This window comes from Kitasatospora sp. Ki12 (assembly GCF_054601375.1).
In genome coordinates, this window is sequence record NZ_BAAIHT010000001.1 from 1,623,420 (window position 1) to 1,647,991 (window position 24,572).

The following is a 24,572-nucleotide window of genomic DNA, read 5'->3' on the forward strand; positions in this document are numbered from 1 at the left end:
CCGTGGACACGGCTGCACTCATCGCCGTCATCGGCGTTGCGTTCTTCTTCACCTACACCAACGGCTTCCACGACTCGGCGAACGCGATCGCCACCTCGGTCTCCACCCGGGCGCTCACCCCCAGGGCCGCGCTCGCGATGGCCGCGGTGATGAACCTGGCCGGCGCCTTCCTGGGCAGCGGCGTGGCGCACACCGTCTCGAAGGGGATCATCGAGACCCCGACCGGCAACCAGGGGATGGCGATCCTGTTCGCCGCCCTGGTCGGAGCGATCGCCTGGAACCTCGTCACCTGGTACTTCGGCCTGCCGTCCTCCTCCTCGCACGCGCTGTTCGGCGGCATGGTGGGCGCGGCGCTGGCCGGCGGGATCGACGTGATCTGGAGCGGGGTGATCGACAAGATCGTCATCCCGATGGTGCTCTCCCCGGTGGTCGGCCTGATCGGCGGCTTCCTGGTGATGCTGGCGATCCTGTGGATCTTCCGCCGGGCCAACCCGCACCGGGCCAAGCGCAACTTCCGGGTCGCCCAGACCGCCTCGGCGGCCGCGATGGCCCTGGCGCACGGTCTGCAGGACGCCCAGAAGACCATGGGCATCGTGGTGATGGCGCTCACCATCTCCGGCCACCAGACCACCGGCGACATCCCGGTCTGGGTCAAGATCTCCTGCGCGACGATGCTCTCGCTGGGCACCTACGCGGGCGGCTGGCGGATCATGCGGACGCTCGGCCGCAAGATCATCGAGCTGGACCCGCCGCAGGGCTTCGCGGCCGAGGCCACCGCCTCGGCGGTCATGTACATCACGTCGTTCGTCTTCAAGGCGCCGATCTCCACCACCCACGTGATCACCGCGGCGATCATGGGCGCGGGGTCCACCAAGCGGATCCGCGCGGTGCGCTGGGGCGTCGCCAAGAACATCGTGCTCGGCTGGTTCATCACGATGCCGGCGGCCGCCATCGTCGCAGCGCTGGTGTACTGGTTCGTCCACCTGTTCTGGGGCTGATCCCCGGCCCGGCACCTGCCTGATCCGCCCCGGCGGCGAGCGGGCGGACAACTGCGAGCGGGCGAACACCGCCCCGAGCCGAAGGGGCGCGCCGGTGCCGAAAGGGAGAAGCGACAAGCGAGGTACGAGCGCCGGAGCGCCGACCGTCGGCACCGGGTCCGAGCGCCCCGGCGGCGAGCCGGGCGAGTAACTGACAGGGCCCGCCCCCACATCTCGGGGGCGGGCCCTTCTTCATGTCCCGCGGCGGCACCGCCATGCAGCACCACGGGACAGCTCGCGTGCCGTCACCCGCCGCGGTGCGACGGGTGACGGGGACCGGTCCGGCCGGACCGGGGCCGGTCTAGCCGAAGCGGCCGGAGATGTAGTCCTCGGTCGCCTGGACCGACGGGTTGGAGAAGATCCGCTGGGTGTCGTCCAGCTCGATCAGCTTGCCCGGCTGACCCACCCCGGCCAGGTTGAAGAAGGCGGTGCGGTCGCTGACGCGGGCCGCCTGCTGCATGTTGTGGGTCACGATGACGATGGTGAACTGCGACTTCAGCTCGCCGATCAGATCCTCGATGGCGAGGGTGGAGATCGGGTCGAGCGCGGAGCACGGCTCGTCCATCAGCAGCACCTCCGGCTCGACCGCGATGGCGCGGGCGATGCACAGACGCTGCTGCTGGCCGCCGGAGAGGCCGGCACCGGGCTTGTTCAGCCGGGTGTGGACCTCGTTCCAGAGGTTGGCGCCCTTCAGCGAGCGCTCCACCACGTCGTCCAGGACGGACTTCTTCTTGACGCCCGCGAGCCGGAGGCCGGCGATCACGTTGTCGTAGATCGACATGGTCGGGAACGGGTTCGGCCGCTGGAAGACCATCCCGATCGAGCGGCGCACCGCGACCGGGTCGACGTTGGCGGCGTACAGGTTCTCGTCGTCCAGGAGGACCTTGCCCTCGACCCGGGCGTTGGGGATCACCTCGTGCATGCGGTTCAGGGTCCGCAGGAAGGTGGACTTGCCGCAGCCGGAGGGGCCGATGAAGGCGGTCACCGAGCGGGGCTCGATGCTCATCGAGATGTCCTCGATGGCCTTGGTGGTGCCGTAGAAGGCCGACAGTCCGCTGACGTCGATGCGCTTGGCCATGATCGTTGCTTCTCTCGTCTGTCTCGTACGTCAGTCGGTCGGTCAGTGCCCGCTCTTGGGCGAGCGCCAGCGGGCGATGCCCCGCGCGACGAGGTTGAGCCCCATCACGAAGGCGATCAGCACCAGCGCCGCGCCCCAGGCACGGGCGTAGCCGAAGTCGTTGTTGACCTGCGAGTACTGCGTCCAGATGTACATCGGAAGCGACTGCTGCGGTCCGTCGAACGGGTTGTTGTTGATGTAGTCGGCGCCGAACACCAGCATCATCACCGGGGCGGTCTCGCCCGTGATGCGGGCGACCGCGAGCATCACACCGGTGGTGATGCCGCCGATGGCGGTGGGGAGGACGATCCGCAGGATGGTCTTCCACTTCGGCACGCCGAGCGCGTAGGAGGCCTCGCGCAGCTCGTTCGGGACGAGCTTCAGCATCTCCTCGGTGGACCGGACCACGACCGGCATCATCAGGATCGCCAGCGCGAGGCTGCCCGAGAAGCCGGAGTAGCCGAAGCCCAGGGCGAGGTTCCAGACCGAGAGGATGAACAGACCGGCGACGATCGACGGGATGCCCGTCATGACGTCGACGAAGAAGGTGACCGCCTTGGCGAGCTTGCCGCGGCCGTACTCGACCAGGTAGACGGCGGTCAGCAGACCGATCGGGGCGGCGATCGCGGTGGCCAGGCCGACCTGCTCCAGCGTGCCGATCAGCGCGTGGTAGATGCCACCGCCGGGGCCGGACTGGAGAACGCCCTTCATCGAGTGGCTCAGGAAGTTCCCGTTGACCACGTCCATGCCCTGCTGGACGGTGTAGACCGTCAGGGCGACCAGCGGGACGACGGCCAGGATGAAGGCGACCCAGACCACCGAGGTGGCGAACCGGTCCTTGGCCTGCCGGCGGCCCTCGACCCGGGCCGAGAGGCCGTAGCTGATCAGGAGGAACAGCGCGGCCGAGAGCAGGCCCCACTGCAGGTGGCTGGCGAGGCCGGCGGCGGCGCCGATCCCGCAGCCGAGGGCGATCGAGCCGACGGCGACGGCGGCCGGGGCCCACTTGGGAAGACGGTTGGCGGTCAGCGAACGACCGACCGGACGCGAGTCCTCGACGACGGCGGTGACGGTCATGCGTTGGCCCCCGAGTACTCCTTGCGGCGGGCGATGATCAGTCGCGCGGCACCGTTCACCAGCAGGGTGATGACGAACAGGACGAGGCCGGAGGCCATCAGCGCGTTGCGCCCGCTGTCGCCGGCCTCGGCGAACTTCAGCGCGATGTTCTGCGCGAAGGTGCCGCCGCCCGCGTCCAGGATGTGCAGCGACAGGACGTTGCTGGAGGAGAGCACCACCGCGACCGCGATGGTCTCGCCGAGCGCGCGGCCGAGGCCGAGCATCGAGGCCGAGATGATGCCGGGGCGGCCGAAGGGCAGCACCGCGGTGCGGATCATCTCCCAGCGGGTCGCGCCGAGCGCGAGCGCCGCCTCCTCGTGCATCCGCGGCACCTGGCGGAACACCTCGCGGGTGACCGCGGTGATGATCGGCAGGACCATGATCGCCAGCAGGATGCCGACGGTGAACAGGTTGCGCGGGGTGCCGCTCTTGGTCTGGTCGAAGATGTACGTCCAGCCCAGGTACTCGTTGAGCCAGCTGGTCAGACCGTCCATGTGCGGGACCAGGAAGAGCGCGCCCCACAGGCCGTAGACGATGCTGGGGACGGCGGCGAGCAGGTCGACCAGGTAGGCGAACGGCTGGGCGATCCGGCGCGGCGCGTAGTGCGAGATGAACAGCGCGATCCCGATGGCCACCGGGACGGCGATCGCCATCGCGATGACGGCGCTCACGATGGTGCCGACGACCAGCACCGGGATGCCGAAGACCGGCTTCGGAGCGTCCGGCGCCCACTCGAAGGTGGTCAGGAAGTTGCCCTGGTTCTTGCTGAGGGCCAGGCCGGAGCGCCAGGCCAGGAAGCCGGCGATGGCGGCCATGATGACCAGCAGCAGGATGCCCGATCCCCGGGCGAGGTTCATGAAGATCTTGTCGCCGACCCGGCTGTCACGCGTTCGGCGTTCCCTGCCTTGCGGGGCGGCAGGGGAGGATGAAGTCATTGGTCTACTCCGGTCTGGTGGCGCCGCCCCGGAAGGGGGACGGCACCATGGCGGCGGTGCCCCGGACGTTGGTGCTGGGTGTGGTGCGTTCCGGTGGGACGGCCCCGGCCCCCTCGCTCACGGGGCCGTCCCACCGGTCGTCCTGTCGGGTCAGGCCAGGGTCGGGATGACGGCGTTGACCTTGTCGGTCAGCTCCTTCGGGAGCGGGACGTAGCCCTTGTCGCCGGCGGCCTTCTGGCCCGCGTCGCTGATGGTGTAGCCCAGGAACGCCTTCAGGGTGTCCAGCGTCTCCGCCTTGTTGCCCTTGTCGCAGACGATCTCGTAGGTGACCAGGACCAGCGGGTAGGCGCCCTCGTCCTTGGTCGCGTAGTCGAGCTTCAGCGCCAGGTCGCTGCCGGTGCCGGAGATCGCGGCCTTGGCGAAGGTGGTGGCGGCGTTGGCGGCGGTGGCCTCGACCGGCTTGGAGGCGCCGGTGTTGATGGCGGCGCTCTTCAGGTTGTTGGTCTGGGCGAAGGCCAGCTCGACGTAGCTGATCGAGTTCTTGACCTGCTTCACCTGGGCCGCGACACCGGCGCTGCCGGTGGCGGACTGGCCGCCCTTGGCCGCCCAGGTCTTGCTGGACGGGTACGTCCAGGCGCCGTTGGCGGCGGCCGCGAAGTACTTGGTCAGGTTGTCGGTGGTGCCGGAGTCGTCCGAGCGGTGGAAGGACTGGATGTCCGCGTCCGGCAGCTTGGCGCCCGGGTTCAGGGCGGCGATGGCCGGGTCGTTCCACTTGGTGATCTGCGAGTCGAAGATCTTGGCCGCGGTCGGGGCGTCCAGGACCAGGCTGTCGACACCCTCGACGTTGAAGACCAGCGAGATCAGACCGCCGGCCATCGGCAGGTCGATGGCCTGGCCACCGGTGCAGACCGCCTTGGAGGCGTCGACCTCGGCCGGCTTCAGGGCCGAGTCGGAACCGGCGAACTGGACCTTGCCCTGGTTGAACTGCTGGATGCCCGCGCCCGAGCCGACACCCTGGTAGTTGATGGTGGTGCCGGAGCAGGCGCCGCTGAAGTTGGTCTTCCAGACGTCGATCGCCGTGCCCTGGGCGGTCGAACCGGCGGCGATCAGCGAACCGGACTTGCCACAGTTGATCGCGGGAGCGGCCGAGGCGGAACCGCTGGAGCCGGACGCGGTCGTGTTGCCGTTGTTGTTGTCCGAGCCGCACGCGGCGAGCGACAGCGAGCTGACGAGCGCCACGGCACCGATGGCGAGGGCCTTGGAGCGGCCGTTCCGCTGGAGCTTCACAGGGGTGTCCCTTTCTGAGGCAGCACCCGTTCCGCGGGTCCGTAGGCATACGGCGCAGTGCGGGTTCTGCTGTGGTCCGGGGCCCGTTCGGCCCTCCGGTGATCCCGAAGTTAAGCCGGAGAAGTGACACGACAGCCGGTCACAAGTGAACGGCGAGTGAACCTCGAAAGGATGACAGGAAACTACGCCAGGTAGTAACGGTTGCGTCACGGCGAGAGCGCGGGGAGATCACTCCCACCTGTCCTTCACCGGCTCGGCGGCGGTCCTGACCGGCTTCGCCCCCAGGATCGCCAGCAGCGCGTCGATCAGCAACCGGTCGTGGTCGTACGTGAGCCGGGCGCGTGCCTTCCCGGCCGGCAGCCACTCCAAGCGGTCCACCTCCCGGTTCGGCCGGAAGGCGCCGCTGGACGGCACCGCGGCCCAGTACCGGACCTCCTTCGGCCGGCCCTGCACCCGGTAGTGCTGCGCGGGCAGCTCCGGGCCGAGCAGGCAGCGGAACCCGGTCTCCTCCCAGACCTCGCGCAGCGCCGCCTCGACCATGCCCTCGCCGGGATCGAGCTTGCCCTTCGGCAGGCTCCAGTCGTCGTACTTGGGCCGGTGGATCACCGCGATCCGCGGCCGCCCCAGCCGGCCGCTCTTCTTCGGCCGACCCGGCAGCCAGAGCACCGCGCCGGCCGCCAGGACCACCTGGCCGTGCTCCGTCCCGGTCGTGCCCCCCGACGGACGCCCGGCCCCCGGACGCCCGCCCACCTCAGACCGTCCCCGGTGCCGCGACGTGGCCCCAGCCCTCGGGCGGGAGCTCCAGCCAGCCGTCCGGGCCGGGCGGCAGCTCGGGCCACCGACGGCCGACGAGGTACCGCGCCGACTCCACCTCCAGCCGCTGGTCGGCGTGCACCACGCCCAGCACGTACGCGGTCGCCGGGGTGATCCGCGGCGTGCGCGCCGCGGTGGCGGCGGTGACCGCGGCGTCCGCCGCCTCCTGCTGCCGGGCCAGCACCGCGTCCAGCTCGTCCAGCTCGGAGGACGAGCGGCCGCACACCTCCAGCGCGTACCGGCCGCGCTTCACCAGGATCCGCAGCCGGGCCCACGGCGCGTCGTCGGCCGCCAGCGCCGCGTCCGCGTCCACCGCGCCCCGGGCCGCCGGGACCGCGCCCAGCCGGCGCATCCCGTCCCCGCCGTACGGCGTCGCGGCACGGTGCAGCGGCAGCTGCTGGGCGGTCGCGGACAGCGCGGCGAACGCGGCCGCCGCCTGCGGCAGCAGCACCGTCGACGCCCGACCGCCCGCCGACTCCAGCAGCGGCGCCTCGCCCACCAGCAGCGTCATCCGGTCCGCCAGCGCGTGCAGCCGGGCCGACCGGAGCTCCTGGAGCACGGTGGAGTGCGCCCGGGTCCTGGCCAGGGTCAGCTGCCGGTCCAGCAGGGCCCGCGCCTTGGGCGCGCCCGCGTGGCCCGCCAGCATGCCCGTCCCCTCCGGGTCGCTGCCGCTCAGCGAGTCCAGCGCGCCCAGCAGCCGGGCCGACCGGCGGACGTACCCCGGTTCGAGCGCCAGCAGGTTGAGCAGCCAGCGCAGCTCGGTGCGCGACTCCTGCGCCCAGGCCTGCTCGAACAGCGAGCCGAAGGTGTGCAGCAGCCCGCCGACCCGCCGGACGGCCCGCAGCAGGTCCGCGGTGCCCGCCGTCGGGACGGCCGCGGCCGTCCCGGGTCTTGCGCCGGCCTCGCCCACCGCCAGCGGCAGGGCGCGCAGGAAGGCGCCGGCCTGGGCGGTCAGGTGGCGGGAAAGGATGTCCCCGGCGGTCGCGGTGGAAGCCGCCTGGGCCGTCATCGGCGCATCGGTCATGGCGTGGTGAATCCCCGTTCCCCCGGGGCGGTTCCCCGGAGCTGGCGGCCGACCGCCGGAGTGGCTGCCTTCGAGGGTTTCGAAGGCCCGCCGCTCCGACGGCTTCGCATCAGTGGACGCGTCAGCGCGAGGTGGCGGCCCGGCGGCGCTGGCGCGAGTCGATCAGGAGGTCCTGGACGTGCCGCAGCGACCGGCCCTCGGCGTCCTGCGAGTGCCGAGTCCAGGTGCCGTCCGTTCCCAGGTGCCAGGACTCGGTCTCGTCCGACATCCCGAGGTCGATCAGTCCGGACAGCTCGGCGCGGTGCGCGGGATCGGTGATCCGCAGCAGCGCCTCGATCCGGCGGTCCAGGTTGCGGTGCATCATGTCGGCGCTGCCGATCCAGACCTCCGGATCGCCGTTGTTGCCGAACACGAAGATCCGGGAGTGCTCCAGGAAGCGGCCCAGGATGCTGCGGACCCGGATGTTCTCGCTCAGCCCCGGCACACCCGGGCGGATCGCGCAGATGCCGCGCACCCAGACGTCCACCGGGACCCCGGCCTGCGAGGCCCGGTACAGCGCGTCGATCACGGCCTCGTCGACGATCGAGTTGAGCTTGAGCTTCACGAAGGCCGGACGGCCCGCCCGGTGGTGGGCGACCTCGTTGTTGATCCGCGACACCAGCCCGTCCCGCAGGCCGCGCGGGGCGGTCAGCAGCCGGCGGTAGGACTCGCGGCGCGAGTAGCCGGAGAGCCGGTTGAAGAGGTCCGACAGGTCGGCGCCGACCTGCGGGTCGGAGGTCAGCAGACCGATGTCCTCGTACAGCCGGGCGGTCTTCGGGTGGTAGTTGCCGGTGCCCACGTGCGAGTAGCGGCGCAGGGTGTCGCCCTCCTGGCGGACCACCAGCGACAGCTTGCAGTGCGTCTTCAGCCCGACCAGGCCGTAGACCACGTGACAGCCGGACTCCTCCAGCTTGCGGGCCCACTTGATGTTGGCCTGCTCGTCGAAGCGCGCCTTGATCTCGACCAGGACCAGCACCTGCTTGCCGGACTCGGCCGCGTCGATCAGCGCGTCCACGATCGGCGAGTCGCCGGAGGTCCGGTACAGGGTCTGCTTGATCGCCAGCACGTCCGGGTCGGCGGCGGCCTGCTCCAGGAAGGCCTGCACCGAGGTGGAGAAGGTGTCGTACGGGTGGTGCAGCAGGACGTCGCGCTCGCGCATCGCGGCGAAGATGTCCGGCTGGGACGCCGACTCGACGTCGGTCAGCCCGCGGGCCGTGCCCGCCACGTACTTCGGGTACTTCAGCTCCGGACGGTCCAGCTCGGCGATCCCGAACAGCCCGGTCAGGTCCAGCGGCCCGGGCAGCGGGAAGACCTCCGCCTCGGTGATGTTCAGCTCCCGCACCAGCAGGTCCAGGATGTAGGGGTCGATCGACTCCTCGACCTCCAGCCGGACCGGCGGGCCGAAGCGCCGCCGCATCAGCTCCTTCTCCAGGGCCTTGAGGATGTTCTCGGTGTCGTCCTCCTCCACCTCCAGGTCCTCGTTGCGAGTGACGCGGAAGGCGTGGTGGGCCAGCACCTCCATCCCCGGGAAGAGCTCCTCCAGGTGCGCGCCCATCACGTCCTCCAGCGGGACGTACCGCTGGGGCGAGGCCTCCAGGAACCGGGCCAGCGACTGCGGCACCTTCACCCGGGCGAAGTGCTTGTGACCGGAGACCGGGTTGCGCACCACCACGGCCAGGTTGAGCGAGAGCCCCGATATGTACGGGAAGGGGTGCGCCGGGTCGACCGCCAGCGGGGTCAGCACCGGGAAGATCTTCTGCCGGAACAGCGTGTGCAGCCGGGCCTGCTCCTTCTCGGCCAGCTCCGGCCAGCGGACCACCTCGATGCCCTCGGCGGCGAGGTCCGGCAGCACCTCCTGCTGGAAGGCCGCGGCGTGCCGGGCCATCAGCTCCCGCGAGCGGGTCCAGATCAGGTCCAGCACCTCGCGGGGCTGCAGACCGGACGCGCTGCGCTGGGCGACGCCCGTGGCGATCCGGCGCTTGAGGCCGGCCACCCGGACCATGAAGAACTCGTCCAGGTTGCTGGCGAAGATCGCCAGGAACTTGGCCCGCTCCAACAGCGGTATCCCCGGATCCTCGGCGAGCTCCAGGACCCGCTCGTTGAACGCCAGCCAACTGCGTTCACGGTCCAGGAAGCGGCCCTGCGGCAACGCTTCGAGCTCCTGCTCGTCCGCCGCCGGCAGCTCCGGCGGGACACCCAGCGCACTGGACATCCGGGCCGTCGGCGACAGCGGGGCAGAGACGGGGCGGGGGATGCTCATGGGCTCCAGCTCCTCCAGCAGAAGGACGGCGTCCGGGCGCGAATGGCTCTGCGGGCCGTCGCCCTCGCCCCGGGACGATCCCGGGAGCAGCGCCCAACCTCCGGGCGCGGTCCGTACAGGACCGGCCGGTGCGTGGCGGTCGACTCTGCACGAGCGAGACACTACGGACTTCATCCTGTGATCTTCGCGGCAGCAATTGAATCCACGGTAAACACCGCATGGCCAGGAGGAAAGCTGACGCGGTCGGGGCAAGGGCCGTCGGCGGCCCCGCACCCGCCCGCGACAGCTCCGGGCCGACCCCGCCCCCTCGGAAGGAGCGGCGGAGCGCGGTGCGGGGCGGTCAGACCGACCGGTCCCCCTGGTACCGGGCCCGGTACATGAGGTCCACCTCGTGAACGGTGAACCCCAGTCGCTCGTACACCCGCACGGCGGCCGGGTTGTCGGCGTCGACGTAGAGCAGGACCGTACCCAGTCCGCGCTCGCCCGGGCCCGAGCCGGTCAGGTGACGCAGACCCGCCGCGGTCAGCGCGCGCCCGAGGCCACTGCCCTGCTCCGCCGGGTCCACCCCGACCACGTACACCTCGCCGAGCTCCGGCTCGGTCGCGGTGGCCGGGTGCACCTTCGTCCAGTGGAAACCGACCACCCGGCCGCCGCGGGTGGCGAGGAAGAAGCCGGCCGGATCGAACCACGGCTCGGCGATCCGCTCCGCCAGGTCCTGCTCCGTCCAGGCGCCCTGCTCCGGGTGGTGGGCGAAGGCCAGCGCGTTCAGCCGCAGCCACTCGGCGTCGTCCTCCCCCGGGCGGAAGGTGCGGAGCTCGACGCCCTCGGGGACGGACACCTCCTCGGTCTGCCGACCGGTGCGGCGCATCTGCCGCAGCTCGCGGACCAGCTCCGCACCGTACGCCTCCGCCAGGTGCCGGGCCGCCGGGTGCCCGCCGTGCACCCAGAAGTCCACGGCGTCGTGCCCGGCGCGGTGCGCCTCCGCCAGGACGGCGTCCACCAGCGGGCGGGCCAGGCCGCGGCCGCGGGCGGCCGGGTCGACCAGCAGCTCGGCGGCCGGGTTGGCGCTCGGGTCGACGGCCTCGCCCTGCGGGACCTCGAGCTGGCCGTAGCCGACGACGGCCGCGGGCTCGGGTGCCGGCTCGGTCTCTTGCTGGGTCGGAGTCTCGGTCTCGACGAGGTGGGTCACGCCCGGACGGGGAGTCTCGGCGGACCGCAGCCGGAGCCGGCCCTGCTCGGACACGGCGGCCCGGCCGTCCACCGCCTGGGCCTCCGCCAGGACACGCAGGGCGCCGTCGCGCTCCTCGGGGCGGAGCACGTTGTTCGCAATGACCGCTGTCTGATCGTCCATGCCCTGACGATACGTCACCGGAAATGCGAAAAGCCCCTGATCCGAGTGGATCAGGGGCTCTTCAGCAATGATTGTTCGGCGGCGTCCTACTCTCCCACAGGGTCCCCCCTGCAGTACCATCGGCGCTGTGAGGCTTAGCTTCCGGGTTCGGAATGTAACCGGGCGTTTCCCTCACGCTATGACCACCGAAACACTATGAAACTGTCAACCGACACCCGATGTTTCGGGTGGGTCGTTGTTTCAGAACAACACAGTGGACGCGAGCAACTGAGGACAAGCCCTCGGCCTATTAGTACCGGTCAACTCCACCCCTTACAGGGCTTCCATATCCGGCCTATCAACCCAGTCGTCTACTGGGAGCCTTACCCTCTCAAGGAGGTGGGAGTGCTCATCTCGAAGCAGGCTTCCCGCTTAGATGCTTTCAGCGGTTATCCCTCCCGAACGTAGCCAACCAGCCATGCCCTTGGCAGGACAACTGGCACACCAGAGGTTCGTCCGTCCCGGTCCTCTCGTACTAGGGACAGCCCTTCTCAACACTCCTACGCGCACAGCGGATAGGGACCGAACTGTCTCACGACGTTCTAAACCCAGCTCGCGTACCGCTTTAATGGGCGAACAGCCCAACCCTTGGGACCTACTCCAGCCCCAGGATGCGACGAGCCGACATCGAGGTGCCAAACCATCCCGTCGATATGGACTCTTGGGGAAGATCAGCCTGTTATCCCCGGGGTACCTTTTATCCGTTGAGCGACGGCGCTTCCACAAGCCACCGCCGGATCACTAGTCCCTACTTTCGTACCTGCTCGACCCGTCAGTCTCACAGTCAAGCTCCCTTGTGCACTTACACTCAACACCTGATTGCCAACCAGGCTGAGGGAACCTTTGGGCGCCTCCGTTACCCTTTAGGAGGCAACCGCCCCAGTTAAACTACCCACCAGACACTGTCCCTGATCCGGATCACGGACCCAGGTTAGACATCCAGCACGACCAGAGTGGTATTTCAACGGCGACTCCACAACAACTGGCGTTGCTGCTTCAAAGTCTCCCACCTATCCTACACAAGCCGAACCGAACACCAATATCAAGCTATAGTAAAGGTCCCGGGGTCTTTCCGTCCTGCTGCGCGAAACGAGCATCTTTACTCGTAATGCAATTTCACCGGGCCTATGGTTGAGACAGTCGAGAAGTCGTTACGCCATTCGTGCAGGTCGGAACTTACCCGACAAGGAATTTCGCTACCTTAGGATGGTTATAGTTACCACCGCCGTTTACTGGCGCTTAAGTTCTCAGCTTCGCCCTGTCGAAACAGAGCTAACCGGTCCCCTTAACGTTCCAGCACCGGGCAGGCGTCAGTCCGTATACATCGCCTTACGGCTTCGCACGGACCTGTGTTTTTAGTAAACAGTCGCTTCTCGCTGGTCTCTGCGGCCACCCCCAGCTCAAGGTGCAAGACCCATCACCAGGAATGGCCCCCCTTCTCCCGAAGTTACGGGGGCATTTTGCCGAGTTCCTTAACCATAGTTCACCCGAACGCCTCGGTATTCTCTACCTGACCACCTGAGTCGGTTTGGGGTACGGGCCGCCATGAAACTCGCTAGAGGCTTTTCTCGACAGCATAGGATCATCCACTTCACCACAATCGGCTCGGCATCAGGTCTCAGCCTTAATGAGTGACGGATTTGCCTATCACTCGGCCTACACCCTTACCCCGGGACTACCACCGCCCGGGCTGGACTACCTTCCTGCGTCACCCCATCGCTCACCTACTACCCTGTTGGGTCACCGGCTCCACCACTTCCCTTTGCCCGAAGGCTCCAGGACGGCTTCACGGGCTTAGCATCAAGAGGTTCGACGTTGGCGCTTCAAAGCGGGTACGGGAATATCAACCCGTTGTCCATCGACTACGCCTGTCGGCCTCGCCTTAGGTCCCGACTTACCCTGGGCAGATCAGCTTGACCCAGGAACCCTTGGTCAATCGGCGCAAGAGTTTCCCACTCTTGTATCGCTACTCATGCCTGCATTCTCACTCGTATACCGTCCACGACTGGTTTCCACCGCCGCTTCACCCGGCACACGACGCTCCCCTACCCATCACAGCAGGCGTTGGCCCTATATGCTGCAATGACACGACTTCGGTGATGTGCTTGAGCCCCGCTACATTGTCGGCGCGGAATCACTTGACCAGTGAGCTATTACGCACTCTTTCAAGGGTGGCTGCTTCTAAGCCAACCTCCTGGTTGTCTCTGCGACTCCACATCCTTTCCCACTTAGCACACGCTTAGGGACCTTAGTCGGTGTTCTGGGCTGTTTCCCTCTCGACCATGGAGCTTATCCCCCACAGTCTCACTGCCACGCTCTCACTTACCGGCATTCGGAGTTTGGCTAAGGTCAGTAACCCGGTAAGGCCCATCGCCTATCCAGTGCTCTACCTCCGGCAAGAAACACGTGACGCTGCACCTAAATGCATTTCGGGGAGAACCAGCTATCACGGAGTTTGATTGGCCTTTCACCCCTAACCACAGGTCATCCCCCAGGTTTTCAACCCTGGTGGGTTCGGTCCTCCACACGGTCTTACCCGCGCTTCAACCTGCCCATGGCTAGATCACTCCGCTTCGGGTCTTGGGCATGCAACTGTATCGCCCTATTCGGACTCGCTTTCGCTACGGCTACCCCACACGGGTTAACCTCGCTACACACCGCAAACTCGCAGGCTCATTCTTCAAAAGGCACGCAGTCACGGCCCACCAGCAAGCTGATGAACGACGCTCCCACGGCTTGTAGGCACACGGTTTCAGGTACTATTTCACTCCGCTCCCGCGGTACTTTTCACCATTCCCTCACGGTACTATCCGCTATCGGTCACTAGGGAATATTTAGGCTTAGCGGGTGGTCCCGCCAGATTCACACGGGATTTCTCGGGCCCCGTGCTACTTGGGAGTTCTTCAAACGAGCCGTACAGATTTCGTCTACGGGGGTCTTACCCTCTACGCCGGACCTTTCGCATGTCCTTCGACTACCCATACGGTTTCTGACTCGCCGACCGGCCGGCAGACCGATCAAGAAAAATCCCACGACCCCGCATTGGCAACCCCTGCCGGGTCTCACACCAAAACGGTTTAGCCTCATCCAGTTTCGCTCGCCACTACTCCCGGAATCACGGTTGTTTTCTCTTCCTGCGGGTACTGAGATGTTTCACTTCCCCGCGTTCCCTCCACACTGCCTATGTGTTCAGCAGCGGGTGACAGCCCATGACGACTGCCGGGTTTCCCCATTCGGACACCCCCGGATCAAAGCTCGGTTGACAGCTCCCCGGGGCCTATCGCGGCCTCCCACGTCCTTCATCGGTTCCTAGTGCCAAGGCATCCACCGTGCGCCCTTAAAAACTTGGCCACAGATGCTCGCGTCCACTGTGCAGTTCTCAAACAACGACCAGTCACACACCCTCAACACTCCGAAGAGCGCCTCAAGTGAGGCCGGCACTGAGACAACGGAAACCCGTTCCCTCAGGACCCAACAACGTGCCCGACACAGTCAATCCCAGATCGCGTTCCACGCCGAAGCAGTACTAACGTCCGATCTTTTCCTGTGCCGAATAGTCAACGTTCCACCCATGAGCGACCGTGCAGAACATTCGCCTGCAAGCGGCCATGTGCTCCTTAGAAAGGAGGTGATCCAGCCGCACCTTCCGGTACGGCTACCTTGTTACGACTTCGTCCCAATCGCTGGTCCCACCTTCGACGGCTCCTCCCCTTACGGGTTAGGCCACCGGCTTCGGGTGTTACCGACTTTCGTGACGTGACGGGCGGTGTGTACAAGGCCCGGGAACGTATTCACCGCAGCATGCTGATCTGCGATTACTAGCAACTCCAACTTCATGGGGTCGAGTTGCAGACCCCAATCCGAACTGAGGCCGGCTTTTTGGGATTCGCTCCGCCTCGCGGCATCGCAGCCCTTTGTACCGACCATTGTAGCACGTGTGCAGCCCAAGACATAAGGGGCATGATGATTTGACGTCGTCCCCACCTTCCTCCGAGTTGACCCCGGCAGTCTCCTGTGAGTCCCCATCACCCCGAAAGGCATGCTGGCAACACAGAACAAGGGTTGCGCTCGTTGCGGGACTTAACCCAACATCTCACGACACGAGCTGACGACAACCATGCACCACCTGTATACCGACCACAAGGGGGCACCCATCTCTGGATGTTTCCGGCATATGTCAAGCCTTGGTAAGGTTCTTCGCGTTGCGTCGAATTAAGCCACATGCTCCGCTGCTTGTGCGGGCCCCCGTCAATTCCTTTGAGTTTTAGCCTTGCGGCCGTACTCCCCAGGCGGGGAACTTAATGCGTTAGCTGCGGCACCGACGACGTGGAATGTCGCCAACACCTAGTTCCCAACGTTTACGGCGTGGACTACCAGGGTATCTAATCCTGTTCGCTCCCCACGCTTTCGCTCCTCAGCGTCAGTAATGGCCCAGAGATCCGCCTTCGCCACCGGTGTTCCTCCTGATATCTGCGCATTTCACCGCTACACCAGGAATTCCGATCTCCCCTACCACACTCTAGCCTGCCCGTATCGAATGCAGACCCGGGGTTAAGCCCCGGGCTTTCACATCCGACGCGACAGGCCGCCTACGAGCTCTTTACGCCCAATAATTCCGGACAACGCTCGCACCCTACGTATTACCGCGGCTGCTGGCACGTAGTTAGCCGGTGCTTCTTCTGCAGGTACCGTCACTTGCGCTTCTTCCCTGCTGAAAGAGGTTTACAACCCGAAGGCCGTCATCCCTCACGCGGCGTCGCTGCATCAGGCTTTCGCCCATTGTGCAATATTCCCCACTGCTGCCTCCCGTAGGAGTCTGGGCCGTGTCTCAGTCCCAGTGTGGCCGGTCGCCCTCTCAGGCCGGCTACCCGTCGTCGCCTTGGTAGGCCATTACCCCACCAACAAGCTGATAGGCCGCGGGCTCATCCTGCACCGCCGGAGCTTTACACCAACCCCCATGCGGAGGAAGGTCATATCCGGTATTAGACCCCGTTTCCAGGGCTTGTCCCAGAGTGCAGGGCAGATTGCCCACGTGTTACTCACCCGTTCGCCACTGATCCACCCCGAAGGGCTTCACCGTTCGACTTGCATGTGTTAAGCACGCCGCCAGCGTTCGTCCTGAGCCAGGATCAAACTCTCCGTGAATGTTTACTCGGCCCCGAAAATCAAGCAGGGCCGGTCGACACCCGCGTTGAGCGGCACGGCAACCACCGGAATAGGGCGGCCCCGCGCACTGCGTCCTCGCTAGTGTTTTACTTCAAAAGGAATCTCCAACCCCAGAACAATCTGAGGCCGGGGATGTCAACATATCTGGCGTTGACTTTTGGCACGCTGTTGAGTTCTCAAGGAACGGACGCTTCCTTCGGACTGCCTTCCAGCAGGCCCTCCGGGCTTCGTTCTTTCGTGTTTCCAGCTTATCAGATGTTTTCCGCGCCGTTTCCGGGCTTCCTCATCCAACTCGCCGGTGTCTTCTGCGGCTTGACGCCCCGTCCGACGTTTCAAACTCTAGCCGATCCCCGCTCCGAAAAGCGAATCGACCGCAACCCAATAAAACGAGCACATCAAATGAAGAACCGAGCCACGACGCGAAAACGCGAACGCGACCCAGCCCGAACCTGGGAAGTGGTGTTTCAGAGGATTGGCTGCCCCGGGACCGTCCGCGCAGATGCGTGTCCGGTGCTCCCTGCCAGGCAGCTCGAAGAACACTAGACCTCTGGGACGGCCGAGTCAAGCTCCGCAAGCGGATTCTCGGCGGCCTCCTCCGCCGGCAGCTGGAAGGCCAGGACGGCGACGTCGTCGTCGTGCTCCGAGGTCACCCCCATCGCCCGCAGCAGCCGGGCGCAGATCACCTCGGGGGCGCCGATCGCGCCGGTCAGGGTGCGGGCCAGGAGGTCGAGTCCCTGGTCGATGTCCTCGTCGCGGCGCTCGACCAGGCCGTCCGTATAGAGGACGCCGGTCGTGCCGGGGAGCAGGCGCAGGGTGTGGGAGATGTGCAGGCCGTCGCCGGTGCCGAGCGGGGGGCCGTTCTGTTCCTCGCTGCGCAGGATGGTTCCGTCGGGGCAGCGCAGCAGCATCGGGAGGTGGCCGGCCGAGGCGTAGGTGAGGGTGCGGCGGCTCGGGTCCCAGACGGCGTAGGTGCAGGTGGCGATCTGGTTGGCGTCGATCTCCATGGCGAGGCCGTCGAGCAGGCGCATCACCTCGTGCGGGGGCAGGTCGAGGCGGGCGTAGGCGCGGACCGCGGTGCGCAGCTGGCCCATCACGGCTGCCGCCCGCAGGCCGCGGCCCATGACGTCGCCGATCACGAGTGCGGTGCGTCCGCCGTCGATGGCGATGACGTCGTACCAGTCGCCGCCGACGGCGGCCTCGGCGCCGCCGGGCTGGTAGGTCGCGGCGACCCGCAGGTCGGCCGGCTGGTCGAGCTTCTGCGGGAGGAGGCTGCGCTGGAGGGTGACGGCGGCCTCGCGCTGGCGGCGTTCGGCTTCGCGCAGGCGGGCGGCGGCGAGGACCTGGTCGGTGACCTCGGCGGCGAAGATCAGTACGCCGGCGGGCGGGCCCTCGGGGGGCGTGTCGGTGGTGTCGCCGGGGCCGAGCGGGACGCAGGAGACGTTGTAGTAGCGGTTGCCGGTGAGGCCGAGGATGCAGCGGGCCTTGACGCTGCGCGGGCGGCCGCCGCGGATGACCTGGTCCATCAGGGGCAGGACGCCCATGGTGCCGAGTTCCGGGAGGGCCTCGGCGGCGGGCAGGCCGGTGGGGCGGTCGCCGAAGAGTTCGCGGTAGGCGCGGTTGGCGTAGCCGAGCTGGTGCAGCGGGCCGTAGGTGACGGCGACCGGCGCGGGGATGCGGTTGAGGACCTCGCGCAGGTTCTGGGGTTTGTGCGGGTCGAGGAGCTCAGCGGTGGTGGTGGGGCTGGTCGGGTCGCGGGGGCCGGGCACCACGACGCCGTCGGCGGAGGGCACGCCCTCGTCGGTGCCGGCCCCGTTGGTCGGGGCGGCACGCCAGGGGGCTCCGGTGAGCCGGGCGCTCCAGCGCATCAGGTTCAAACGACGGCCGCTTCCTCGTTTTCCAGGCATATCATCACTTTTTGTGTACACATCAGCACACGGGGTAATGACCGGGTCGGGCTGATCCTGTCAGGCGGAGGCCCGATTCCGGAAGTCGCACGCCCGGCGTGGCCGTCGGATCGGCCTCCGGCCCGGTTCGGCGGGGGCGGTCAGCGGGGCGCATCCGGCCCGGCGTCGGACGGCCGTCCCGACTTCGGCTCGAACCCGCCCTCGAAGATCGAACGCGGGTGCTCCATCGCGCCCAGCGAGACCACCTCCCGGGAGAACACCCCGCCCAGCACCCAGTCCACCAGCACCCGCACCCGCCGTTCCGCGCTCGGCAGCCGCCGCAGGTGCCGCGCCCGGTGCAGCCACCAGGCCCGCCGACCGGTCAGCTTGCGGCCGCCCCGGGTGTGCGCGACCGCCCGGCCCGGACCGAGCGAGGTCGAACAGGCCGCGGGGCCGGGCCGGTACTCGGCCAGGTCCGGCGCGTGCGGGCCGCCGTCCAGGGCCACCGCGATGTTGCGGGCGAGCAGCTCGGCCTCGGCGAAGGCGTGCTGGGCGTTGGGCGCGCAGGGGGCGCCGTCCGCGTTCGGGTCCGGGACGGCGGCGCAGTCGCCGGCCGCCCAGACGCCGGGGAGGGCGCGTCCGTCCGGTCCGACCGCCTGCAGGGTGGCGAGGCAGCGGACCCGGCCGAGGGTGTCCAGCGGCAGGTCGGTGTCGCGCAGCAGCGGGGACGGCCGGGTGCCCGCCGTCCAGACCAGGGTGCGGGCGCCGAAGCGGGTGCCGTCGGAGAGTGCGACGACCCGGTCGACGGCGGACTCCAGCGTGGTGCGCAGCCGGATGTCGACGCCGCGTTCGCGCAGCTCGCCGAGGGTGTGCCCGGCGAGTTCGGGCGACTCCTCGGCGAGGATCCGGTCGGTCGCCTCGACCAGCACCCAGCGCAGGTCCTCCGCGCGGACGTTGTGGTAGCCGCGGACGGCGGCGCGGGCCATGTCCTCCAGCTCGGCGAGCGCGCCGACGCCCGCGTAGCCGGCGCCGACGAAGACGAAGGTGAGCGCGGCCTGCCGCAGTGCGGGGTCCCGGGTGGCGGAGGCCAGGTCGAGCTGCTCCAGGACGTGGTTGCGCAGGCCCACGGCCTCGCCGACCGTGGAGAAGCCCAGGCCGTGTTCGGCGAGCCCCGGCACCGGAGCCGTCCGGGAGACCGAGCCGGGGGCCACCACCAGGAGGTCGTAGGGCAGTTCGATCGGCGCGGGGGGCTCGCCGGGGACCGCGGCGTCGGCCAGGGCGCGCCGGGCCGCGTGTTCGATCCGGGTGATCCTGGCGGTGACCACCCGGCAGTCCGGCAGGACCCGGCGCAGCGGGACGACCACGTGTCTCGGGTCGATCGAGCCGGCCGCGACCTCGGCCAGCAGCGGGTGGTAGGTGAAGTAGGCCTGGGGTTCGACGACCGTGATCTCGACCTCGCCCCGCCGCAGCCGCTCCCGCAGGCCGCGTTGGAGGTGGAGTGCGGTGGCCGTACCGGCGCAACCCCCGCCGGCGATCAGGATCCTGATGGTGCACCTCCTGCCGATGTGACGTTTCGTCCCGGCCCCGCGGCCGGGGGGTGTCCCCGCCATCACGCCCCCCTATGAAGGACCGGCGGAGGTGGTCTTGTCCACAGTCCGTACGGGGCTGGTTGCGACACGAGGGGCCGCCGGGGCCAGTTGTGCTTGCTGGGCGACTTTCTGACGCACTTTCGGCCGCGAAGAGCCGTGAACTATGGTCGGATTGTGTACCGGGGCGGCCGTCGCCATGACAATCGGCGGCGACGCACCGTGGAGCGGCCACTACGGCCAGTTCCAGCGTTGGCGTGAGAACCCGACTGGGGGACAGTCATCCGGGGAAGGGTAGTTCCCGGACAGGGCCCCGGACGGTGCCGACGCGCCGAGCCGGATGTGGACCCGGCCCGGCGGCACGAACCGTGGTCACCGGATCGGGACGGGCGGCACGAGCGATGGTTCATCGGGTCATTTCTGACGGGCTGAGCTGCACCGGGGGGTGCAGGGGCGGGCGACGACAGGGTCCGGATTCGGACGCCTGCGGGGGAGAGTTGGGATGATGGAACAGGAGCAGGTGTGGGGCCGGGCGGGTGCACCGCAGGCCGGGCCGGGCATGGTGCCCGAGCAACGCGGCCCGGTGGACCTGCCGGCCCAGACCGGGATGGCGCAGGTCGGGACGGCACAGACCGGAATGGCGCAGGTGGGCATGGTTCAGACCGCCGTCCCGTACCGGGCCGAGCCGGTGTCGGCCACCGTGCCGGTGCCCGGGGCCCGGCTGCGGGTGGACGCGCGGCGGAACCTGGAGAGCGTGCTGCGGGCGGCCCGCGAGGTCTTCGGCGAGTTCGGCTACGGCGCGCCGATGGAGGAGGTCGCGCGCCGGGCGGGGGTCGGCGTCGGCACCGTCTACCGGCGCTTCCCGAGCAAGGAGGTGCTGGTCCAGCGGATCGCCGCCGAGGAGGTGGCGTGGCTGACGGCGCAGGCGCGCGAATCGCTGTACGGCGGTGACGGCGCCTGGGAGGCACTGGCCGGCTACCTGGCCCGGGCCGTGAGCAGCGGCGCCGGGCGGCTGCTGCCGCCGGAGGCGTTCCGGTACGCGGAGGAACTGGGCCGGGTGCCCGAACAGCGGATGCCGGAACCGCCCGCCGCGGTCCGCTTCGACCTGCGCGGTGAGGAGGCCCGCTCCGGCGGGGCGGTGGAACCGTCGGCCGCCGACGCCGATCCCCGGTTGCTGCTGCAGCTGCTGGCCGCGCTGGTGGCGCGGGCCGGTGCGGCGGGCGAACTGCGGCCGGGCGTCACGGTGTCGGACGTGGTGCTGGTGCTGACCGCGTCGGTGCCGGTGCACGCGGCCCGGCCGTCGGTCTCGACGCCGGCGGCGAGCGGTTTCTCACCGGTCTCCCCGCAGACGGGCGGCCAGGCGGCTCCCGGGCCCTCGGAACGGCTGCTGCAGATACTGCTGGACGGCCTGCGGGCCCGCTGACCCCGGGGAGGGGCGCGGCCGCCTCGCCGGGCGGGCGCGGCAGTTGGACGGAACGCCGGCGCGCGGAACGGGAACGCGCGCCGGGTGCGGGCGTCGCGCGACCCGCCGCCGCACGCCGGGCGAACACATCCGCGACGGCCCCACGGAAGAGTGGGGAACGGCCGGTCCGGCTACCGCCCGTCCCTGCGCTATGCCATCCTTTGCCCGTGGTTGGAGCCAATGTCCCGATGCGCGCCCTTCGCGCGCCGTCGGCGCCGTACGCCGGGGAGCCGTGCGCCTACGCACCTCCGCGCGCCCTGCCACACTACGGGGGCTGTCGTGGAATCTGGGGTCCGTTGTGAGCGCCGAGGAACAGAACGACTACGGGTACGGCCTCGACTTCGGGGGGCTCTCCGGTAGCACCGCCGAAGGGTCCGCCGCGGGCCCCGGCGGCATCGGTGGCGGTACGGGCGGCAGTACGGGTGGCGGCACGGGTGGCGTCGGCGGCAGTACGGGTGGCCTCGGCGGGGCGGCCCAAGTGCCGGGCGCCGCACCGGGCCCGGCCGCCGGACACGTCCCCGACCAGGCCGGGATGCCCAGCCGCGAGACGCTCTCCGCCTCCGCCGCCGCGCTGCCCACCGGCCGGGTGCCCGGCCAGGCCCCGGCGGGCCGGGGCGGCGTCGCCCCCGAGGCCTTCGTCGGAGAGCCGTACGGCGGCGACGGCCGGACCGCGCGCCCGACCGTACCCGCTCCCGCCGACCCGATGGACGGCGAGCGCCCGCCCTCGGACGCCGAGTTGACCGCCCGGGTCCGGGCCGGCGACGACACCGCGTACGAGGAGATCTACCGCCGGCACGCCGACTCGGTCCGCCGCTACGCCCGCACCTGCTGCCGGGACAACTTCACCGCCGAGGACCTCGCGGGCGAGGTCTTCGCCCGCACCCTGCAAGCGCTGCGCGCCGGCAAGGGCCCCGAGTTCGCCGTCCGCGCGTACCTGCTGACCGCCGTGCGCAACGTCGCCGCCGCCTGGCACCGCAGCGAGCGACGCGAACAACTCGTCGACGACTTCGCCGTCTTCGCGCAGACCTCGGCCGCCGTCGTCGACCTCGACCTCGCCGACCCGGGCGCCGACGCCTGGGCGATGGCGATGGCCGACCAGCGGATGGTCATGCAGGCCTACGCCGAACTGCCCGAGGACGACCGGGTCGTGCTCTGGCACACCGAGGTCGAGCGGGAATCCCCCAAGACCGTCGCCGTGATGCTCGGCAAGACCGCCAACGCCACCGCCGTCCAGGCCCACCGGGCCCGCGACCGGCTCGCCGCCGCGTTCCTGCAGGCACACGTCTCCGGCAGCCAGGAGAGCACCTGCGAGTCCTACGCCAACCGGCTCGGGGCGTACGCCCGCGGCTCGCTGCGCAAGCGGGCCTCGGCGGAGGTCGGACGGCACCTCAAGGAGTGCGACCGCTGCACCGCGGCCTGCCTCGAACTGACCGAGATCAACACCGGGCTGCGCGCCCTGCTGCCCGGCGGAGTGCTCGTCTGGGTCGGGGTCGGCGGCTTCAGTGCCGCCGCGGCCGCCGTCGGCGGTGTCGCCGCGGTCGGCGGCGCGGCCGCGGGGACGGTGGCGGCCACCGCCGGCTCCTCGGGCGCCGTGGCCGGCTCGACGGCGGGCTCGGCGGCCGCCGGTGCCGGGGCGGCCGGTGCGGCGTCCGGTGGCAGCGGGGGCGGAGCCGCCGCCCTGGCCGGCGAGGGCCTGGGCACCGCCGCCAAGGCCGGGATCGCCGCCGCCGTCGCGGTGGCCGCGGCCGCCGTCGCCGCGTACGCGCTGACCGGCTCGCCCGAACCGAAGCCCCCGGTGGCCGCGCCTCCGGCCGTCAGCGCCCCGGCCGCACCGGCCCCGGAACCGCCCGCACCCCCGGCACCCGCGCCCGTCCCCACGCCGGCCCCGGCGCCGGTACCCGCCGCGCCGGCCCCGGAGCCGCCCGCGCCGAGCCCCAGCGCGAAGCCGTCCGCCAAGCCCACGCAGGCCCCGCCCACCACCACGGCGCCCAAGCCGGGCCCGCCCGCACCCAGCAGCCCGCCGGCCCCCGAGCCGGCCTTCACTCCCCCGGTCGTGCCCCGGCCGACCCTGCCGCCGGTGCCCACCCCCGAGGTCCCCGTCATCCCGACGCCGACCCTGCCGCCGGTGCCGACACCCACCGTCACCCGGCCCACGCCGCCCGCGCCCACCGACTTCTGGGCCGACGCGCTGCCCGTCGTCAAGCCCGGCAACAACCGGGTGCCGCCGGACGGGCCGAGCATCCGGCAGAAGGGCAGCGACAACTTCTGGCAGCGCGACGGCGGCTGGATCGGCGGCGACTACCACCCGCACGCCCTCACCGTGCACGCCCCCGCGACCACCCTGATCGACCTCAACCGCAGCTGCACGTCCTTCGACGCGGTGGCCGGGGTGGACGACGCCACGCTCTCCCCGGGCGGGGTGGTCTTCTCGGTCGAGGGCGGCGACGGCCGCACCCTGTGGCACTCCCGGGCGCTCGCCGTCGGCGACGACGCGGTACCGGTGCACGTGCCGCTGGCCGGGGAGAAGTCGATCCGGCTGGTGGTCACCCCGGCGAACGGGATCTGGTCGGCGCTGAACGTCGCGGACTGGGCCGAGGCCCGCTTCAGGTGCTCCTGAAACGGGCCTCGGGCGCCCGGACGGGGGGTGCGTCCGGACCGGGGAGTGGGGTGGCTCAGATGGCGCAGGAGCCGTCCGCGCAGGCCTCCCCGGCCGGGGCGACCTGCACCGGGGCCGGCCGGCGCTCGCCGATCTCGGCGGCGACCTGGTCCAGCACCTTGCGGAACGTCCCGGCGTCCTGACCGCCCTGGACCGCCCACTTGCCCTCGAACACGAAGGTCGGCACCGCGCTGATGCCCAGCTCCCGGCCCTCGGCCAGCTGGGCGTTGACCTCGGCGGTGCCCTCGTCGCCCGCCAGGTAGGCGGTCACCCGCGCCCGGTCCAGGCCCGCCGAAACGGCGACGTCCGCCAGCGCGGCGCGGTCGCCGACGTCGACGCCGTCGGTGAAGTGCGCCTTCAGCAGCGCCTCCTTCAGCCGCCCCTGCGCGGCCGCGCCGTACTCGCTCTCGGCGAGGTGCAGCAGCCGGTGCCCCAGGAAGGTGTTGGCGTGCAGCGCCTCGTCGAAGTCGTACGTGATGCCCTCGGCCAGGCCCAGCTCGGCCACCCGGGCGTCCATCGCCACGGACTGCGGACCGTAGCGCTCGGCCAGCCAGGCGCGGTGCGGGCTCGCCGTCTCCGGGGCGTCCGGGACCAGCTGGTACGGGCGGTAGACGACCTCGACCTGCTCCTTGCCCGGGAAGTCCGCGAGGGCCTGCTCGAAACGGCGCTTGCCGATGTAGCACCAGGGGCAGGCGATGTCGGACCAGATCTCGACCTTCATGCGGGGAACTCCAGGGGGCGTTTGTCGGGTGTGGACGAGATGGGTGAACGATGAACCAACTCGGTACATTCCCGACAACCCGC

General features: G+C 69.5%; 13 protein-coding genes, 3 rRNA genes and 1 pseudogene. 3 read left to right on the top strand and 14 right to left on the bottom strand.

Annotated features, from left to right (window positions below; all coding sequences use genetic code 11):
* The first annotated feature begins 2 nt into the window (after positions 1-2).
* The gene (locus tag ACYP53_RS07025; protein WP_189924777.1) at positions 3-998 is read left to right on the top strand and encodes an inorganic phosphate transporter; all 996 of its coding nucleotides are present in this window, start codon (positions 3-5) and stop codon (positions 996-998) included.
* A 340-nt stretch (positions 999-1,338) separates the two neighbouring features.
* On the opposite strand, the gene pstB is transcribed toward ACYP53_RS07025, so the two are convergent.
* From pstB to ACYP53_RS07090, 13 genes and pseudogenes are all read right to left on the bottom strand, one after another.
* Positions 1,339-2,115, bottom strand: a complete 777-nt coding sequence (gene pstB, locus ACYP53_RS07030) for a phosphate ABC transporter ATP-binding protein PstB (RefSeq protein ID WP_189924775.1) — start codon at positions 2,113-2,115, stop codon at positions 1,339-1,341.
* Positions 2,116-2,157: 42 nt separating this feature from the next.
* On the bottom strand, positions 2,158-3,228 hold the full coding sequence (gene pstA / locus ACYP53_RS07035) for a phosphate ABC transporter permease PstA (protein ID WP_189924773.1): 1,071 nt from the start codon (positions 3,226-3,228) through the stop codon (positions 2,158-2,160).
* Positions 3,225-4,202 (bottom strand): phosphate ABC transporter permease subunit PstC, encoded by a 978-nt coding sequence (pstC, locus tag ACYP53_RS07040; RefSeq protein WP_459646922.1) that lies wholly within the window; start codon positions 4,200-4,202, stop codon positions 3,225-3,227. Before pstC ends, pstA begins: the two co-directional genes overlap by 4 nt.
* A 150-nt stretch (positions 4,203-4,352) precedes the next feature.
* On the bottom strand, positions 4,353-5,489 hold the full coding sequence (gene pstS, locus ACYP53_RS07045) for a phosphate ABC transporter substrate-binding protein PstS (protein WP_189924769.1): 1,137 nt from the start codon (positions 5,487-5,489) through the stop codon (positions 4,353-4,355).
* Positions 5,490-5,717: 228 nt separating this feature from the next.
* Positions 5,718-6,176, bottom strand: a complete 459-nt coding sequence (locus tag ACYP53_RS07050; protein WP_189924767.1) for an NUDIX hydrolase — start codon at positions 6,174-6,176, stop codon at positions 5,718-5,720.
* A gap of 64 nt (positions 6,177-6,240) precedes the next feature.
* Positions 6,241-7,326, bottom strand: a complete 1,086-nt coding sequence (locus tag ACYP53_RS07055) for a CHAD domain-containing protein (protein WP_229929170.1) — start codon at positions 7,324-7,326, stop codon at positions 6,241-6,243.
* A gap of 121 nt (positions 7,327-7,447) precedes the next feature.
* Positions 7,448-9,577: an RNA degradosome polyphosphate kinase gene (locus ACYP53_RS07060; RefSeq protein ID WP_373313935.1), complete on the bottom strand. Its 2,130-nt coding sequence runs from the start codon at positions 9,575-9,577 to the stop codon at positions 7,448-7,450.
* A 388-nt stretch (positions 9,578-9,965) separates the two neighbouring features.
* Positions 9,966-10,976, bottom strand: a complete 1,011-nt coding sequence (gene mshD, locus ACYP53_RS07065; RefSeq protein WP_459646923.1) for a mycothiol synthase — start codon at positions 10,974-10,976, stop codon at positions 9,966-9,968.
* A gap of 73 nt (positions 10,977-11,049) precedes the next feature.
* A 5S ribosomal RNA gene (rrf, locus tag ACYP53_RS07070) occupies positions 11,050-11,166 on the bottom strand.
* 79 nt (positions 11,167-11,245) lie between these two features.
* Positions 11,246-14,366 (bottom strand): 23S ribosomal RNA (locus tag ACYP53_RS07075).
* Positions 14,367-14,636: 270 nt separating this feature from the next.
* Positions 14,637-16,160: ribosomal RNA gene (locus ACYP53_RS07080) — 16S ribosomal RNA — on the bottom strand.
* Together the 16S, 23S and 5S rRNA genes form the textbook arrangement of a ribosomal RNA operon.
* Positions 16,161-16,753: 593 nt before the next feature.
* Positions 16,754-18,055: pseudogene (locus ACYP53_RS07085) on the bottom strand (SpoIIE family protein phosphatase); the annotation flags it as partial.
* A 170-nt stretch (positions 18,056-18,225) separates the two neighbouring features.
* Positions 18,226-19,674 carry an NAD(P)/FAD-dependent oxidoreductase gene (locus ACYP53_RS07090; RefSeq protein WP_459646924.1) on the bottom strand — a complete coding sequence of 483 codons (1,449 nt, stop codon included), beginning with the start codon at positions 19,672-19,674 and terminating at the stop codon, positions 18,226-18,228.
* Positions 19,675-20,302: 628 nt separating this feature from the next.
* On the opposite strand from ACYP53_RS07090, the gene ACYP53_RS07095 reads away from it, so the two are divergent.
* Positions 20,303-21,073: a TetR/AcrR family transcriptional regulator gene (locus ACYP53_RS07095; protein ID WP_189913575.1), complete on the top strand. Its 771-nt coding sequence runs from the start codon at positions 20,303-20,305 to the stop codon at positions 21,071-21,073.
* Positions 21,074-21,410: 337 nt separating this feature from the next.
* Positions 21,411-23,729, top strand: coding sequence for a sigma-70 family RNA polymerase sigma factor (locus tag ACYP53_RS07100; RefSeq protein ID WP_229928245.1), 2,319 nt, complete (start codon positions 21,411-21,413; stop codon positions 23,727-23,729).
* 55 nt (positions 23,730-23,784) lie between these two features.
* Here the strand turns inward: ACYP53_RS07100 and ACYP53_RS07105 are convergent, their stop codons facing one another.
* The gene (locus tag ACYP53_RS07105; RefSeq protein WP_459646925.1) at positions 23,785-24,489 is read right to left on the bottom strand and encodes a DsbA family oxidoreductase; all 705 of its coding nucleotides are present in this window, start codon (positions 24,487-24,489) and stop codon (positions 23,785-23,787) included.
* Between the last annotated feature and the right edge of the window lie 83 nt (positions 24,490-24,572).

Coding starts and splice junctions, on each gene's coding strand:
- pstB (WP_189924775.1), bottom strand. CDS start 2,115: ATGGCCAAGCGCATCGACGTCAGCGGACTGTCGGCCTTCTACGGCACC.
- pstA (WP_189924773.1), bottom strand. CDS start 3,228: ATGACCGTCACCGCCGTCGTCGAGGACTCGCGTCCGGTCGGTCGTTCG.
- pstC (WP_459646922.1), bottom strand. CDS start 4,202: ATGACTTCATCCTCCCCTGCCGCCCCGCAAGGCAGGGAACGCCGAACG.
- ACYP53_RS07055 (WP_229929170.1), bottom strand. CDS start 7,326: ATGACCGATGCGCCGATGACGGCCCAGGCGGCTTCCACCGCGACCGCC.
- ACYP53_RS07060 (WP_373313935.1), bottom strand. CDS start 9,577: ATGTCCAGTGCGCTGGGTGTCCCGCCGGAGCTGCCGGCGGCGGACGAG.
- mshD (WP_459646923.1), bottom strand. CDS start 10,976: ATGGACGATCAGACAGCGGTCATTGCGAACAACGTGCTCCGCCCCGAG.
- ACYP53_RS07090 (WP_459646924.1), bottom strand. CDS start 19,674: ATGGCGGGGACACCCCCCGGCCGCGGGGCCGGGACGAAACGTCACATC.
- ACYP53_RS07095 (WP_189913575.1), top strand. CDS start 20,303: ATGGTTCAGACCGCCGTCCCGTACCGGGCCGAGCCGGTGTCGGCCACC.
- ACYP53_RS07105 (WP_459646925.1), bottom strand. CDS start 24,489: ATGAAGGTCGAGATCTGGTCCGACATCGCCTGCCCCTGGTGCTACATC.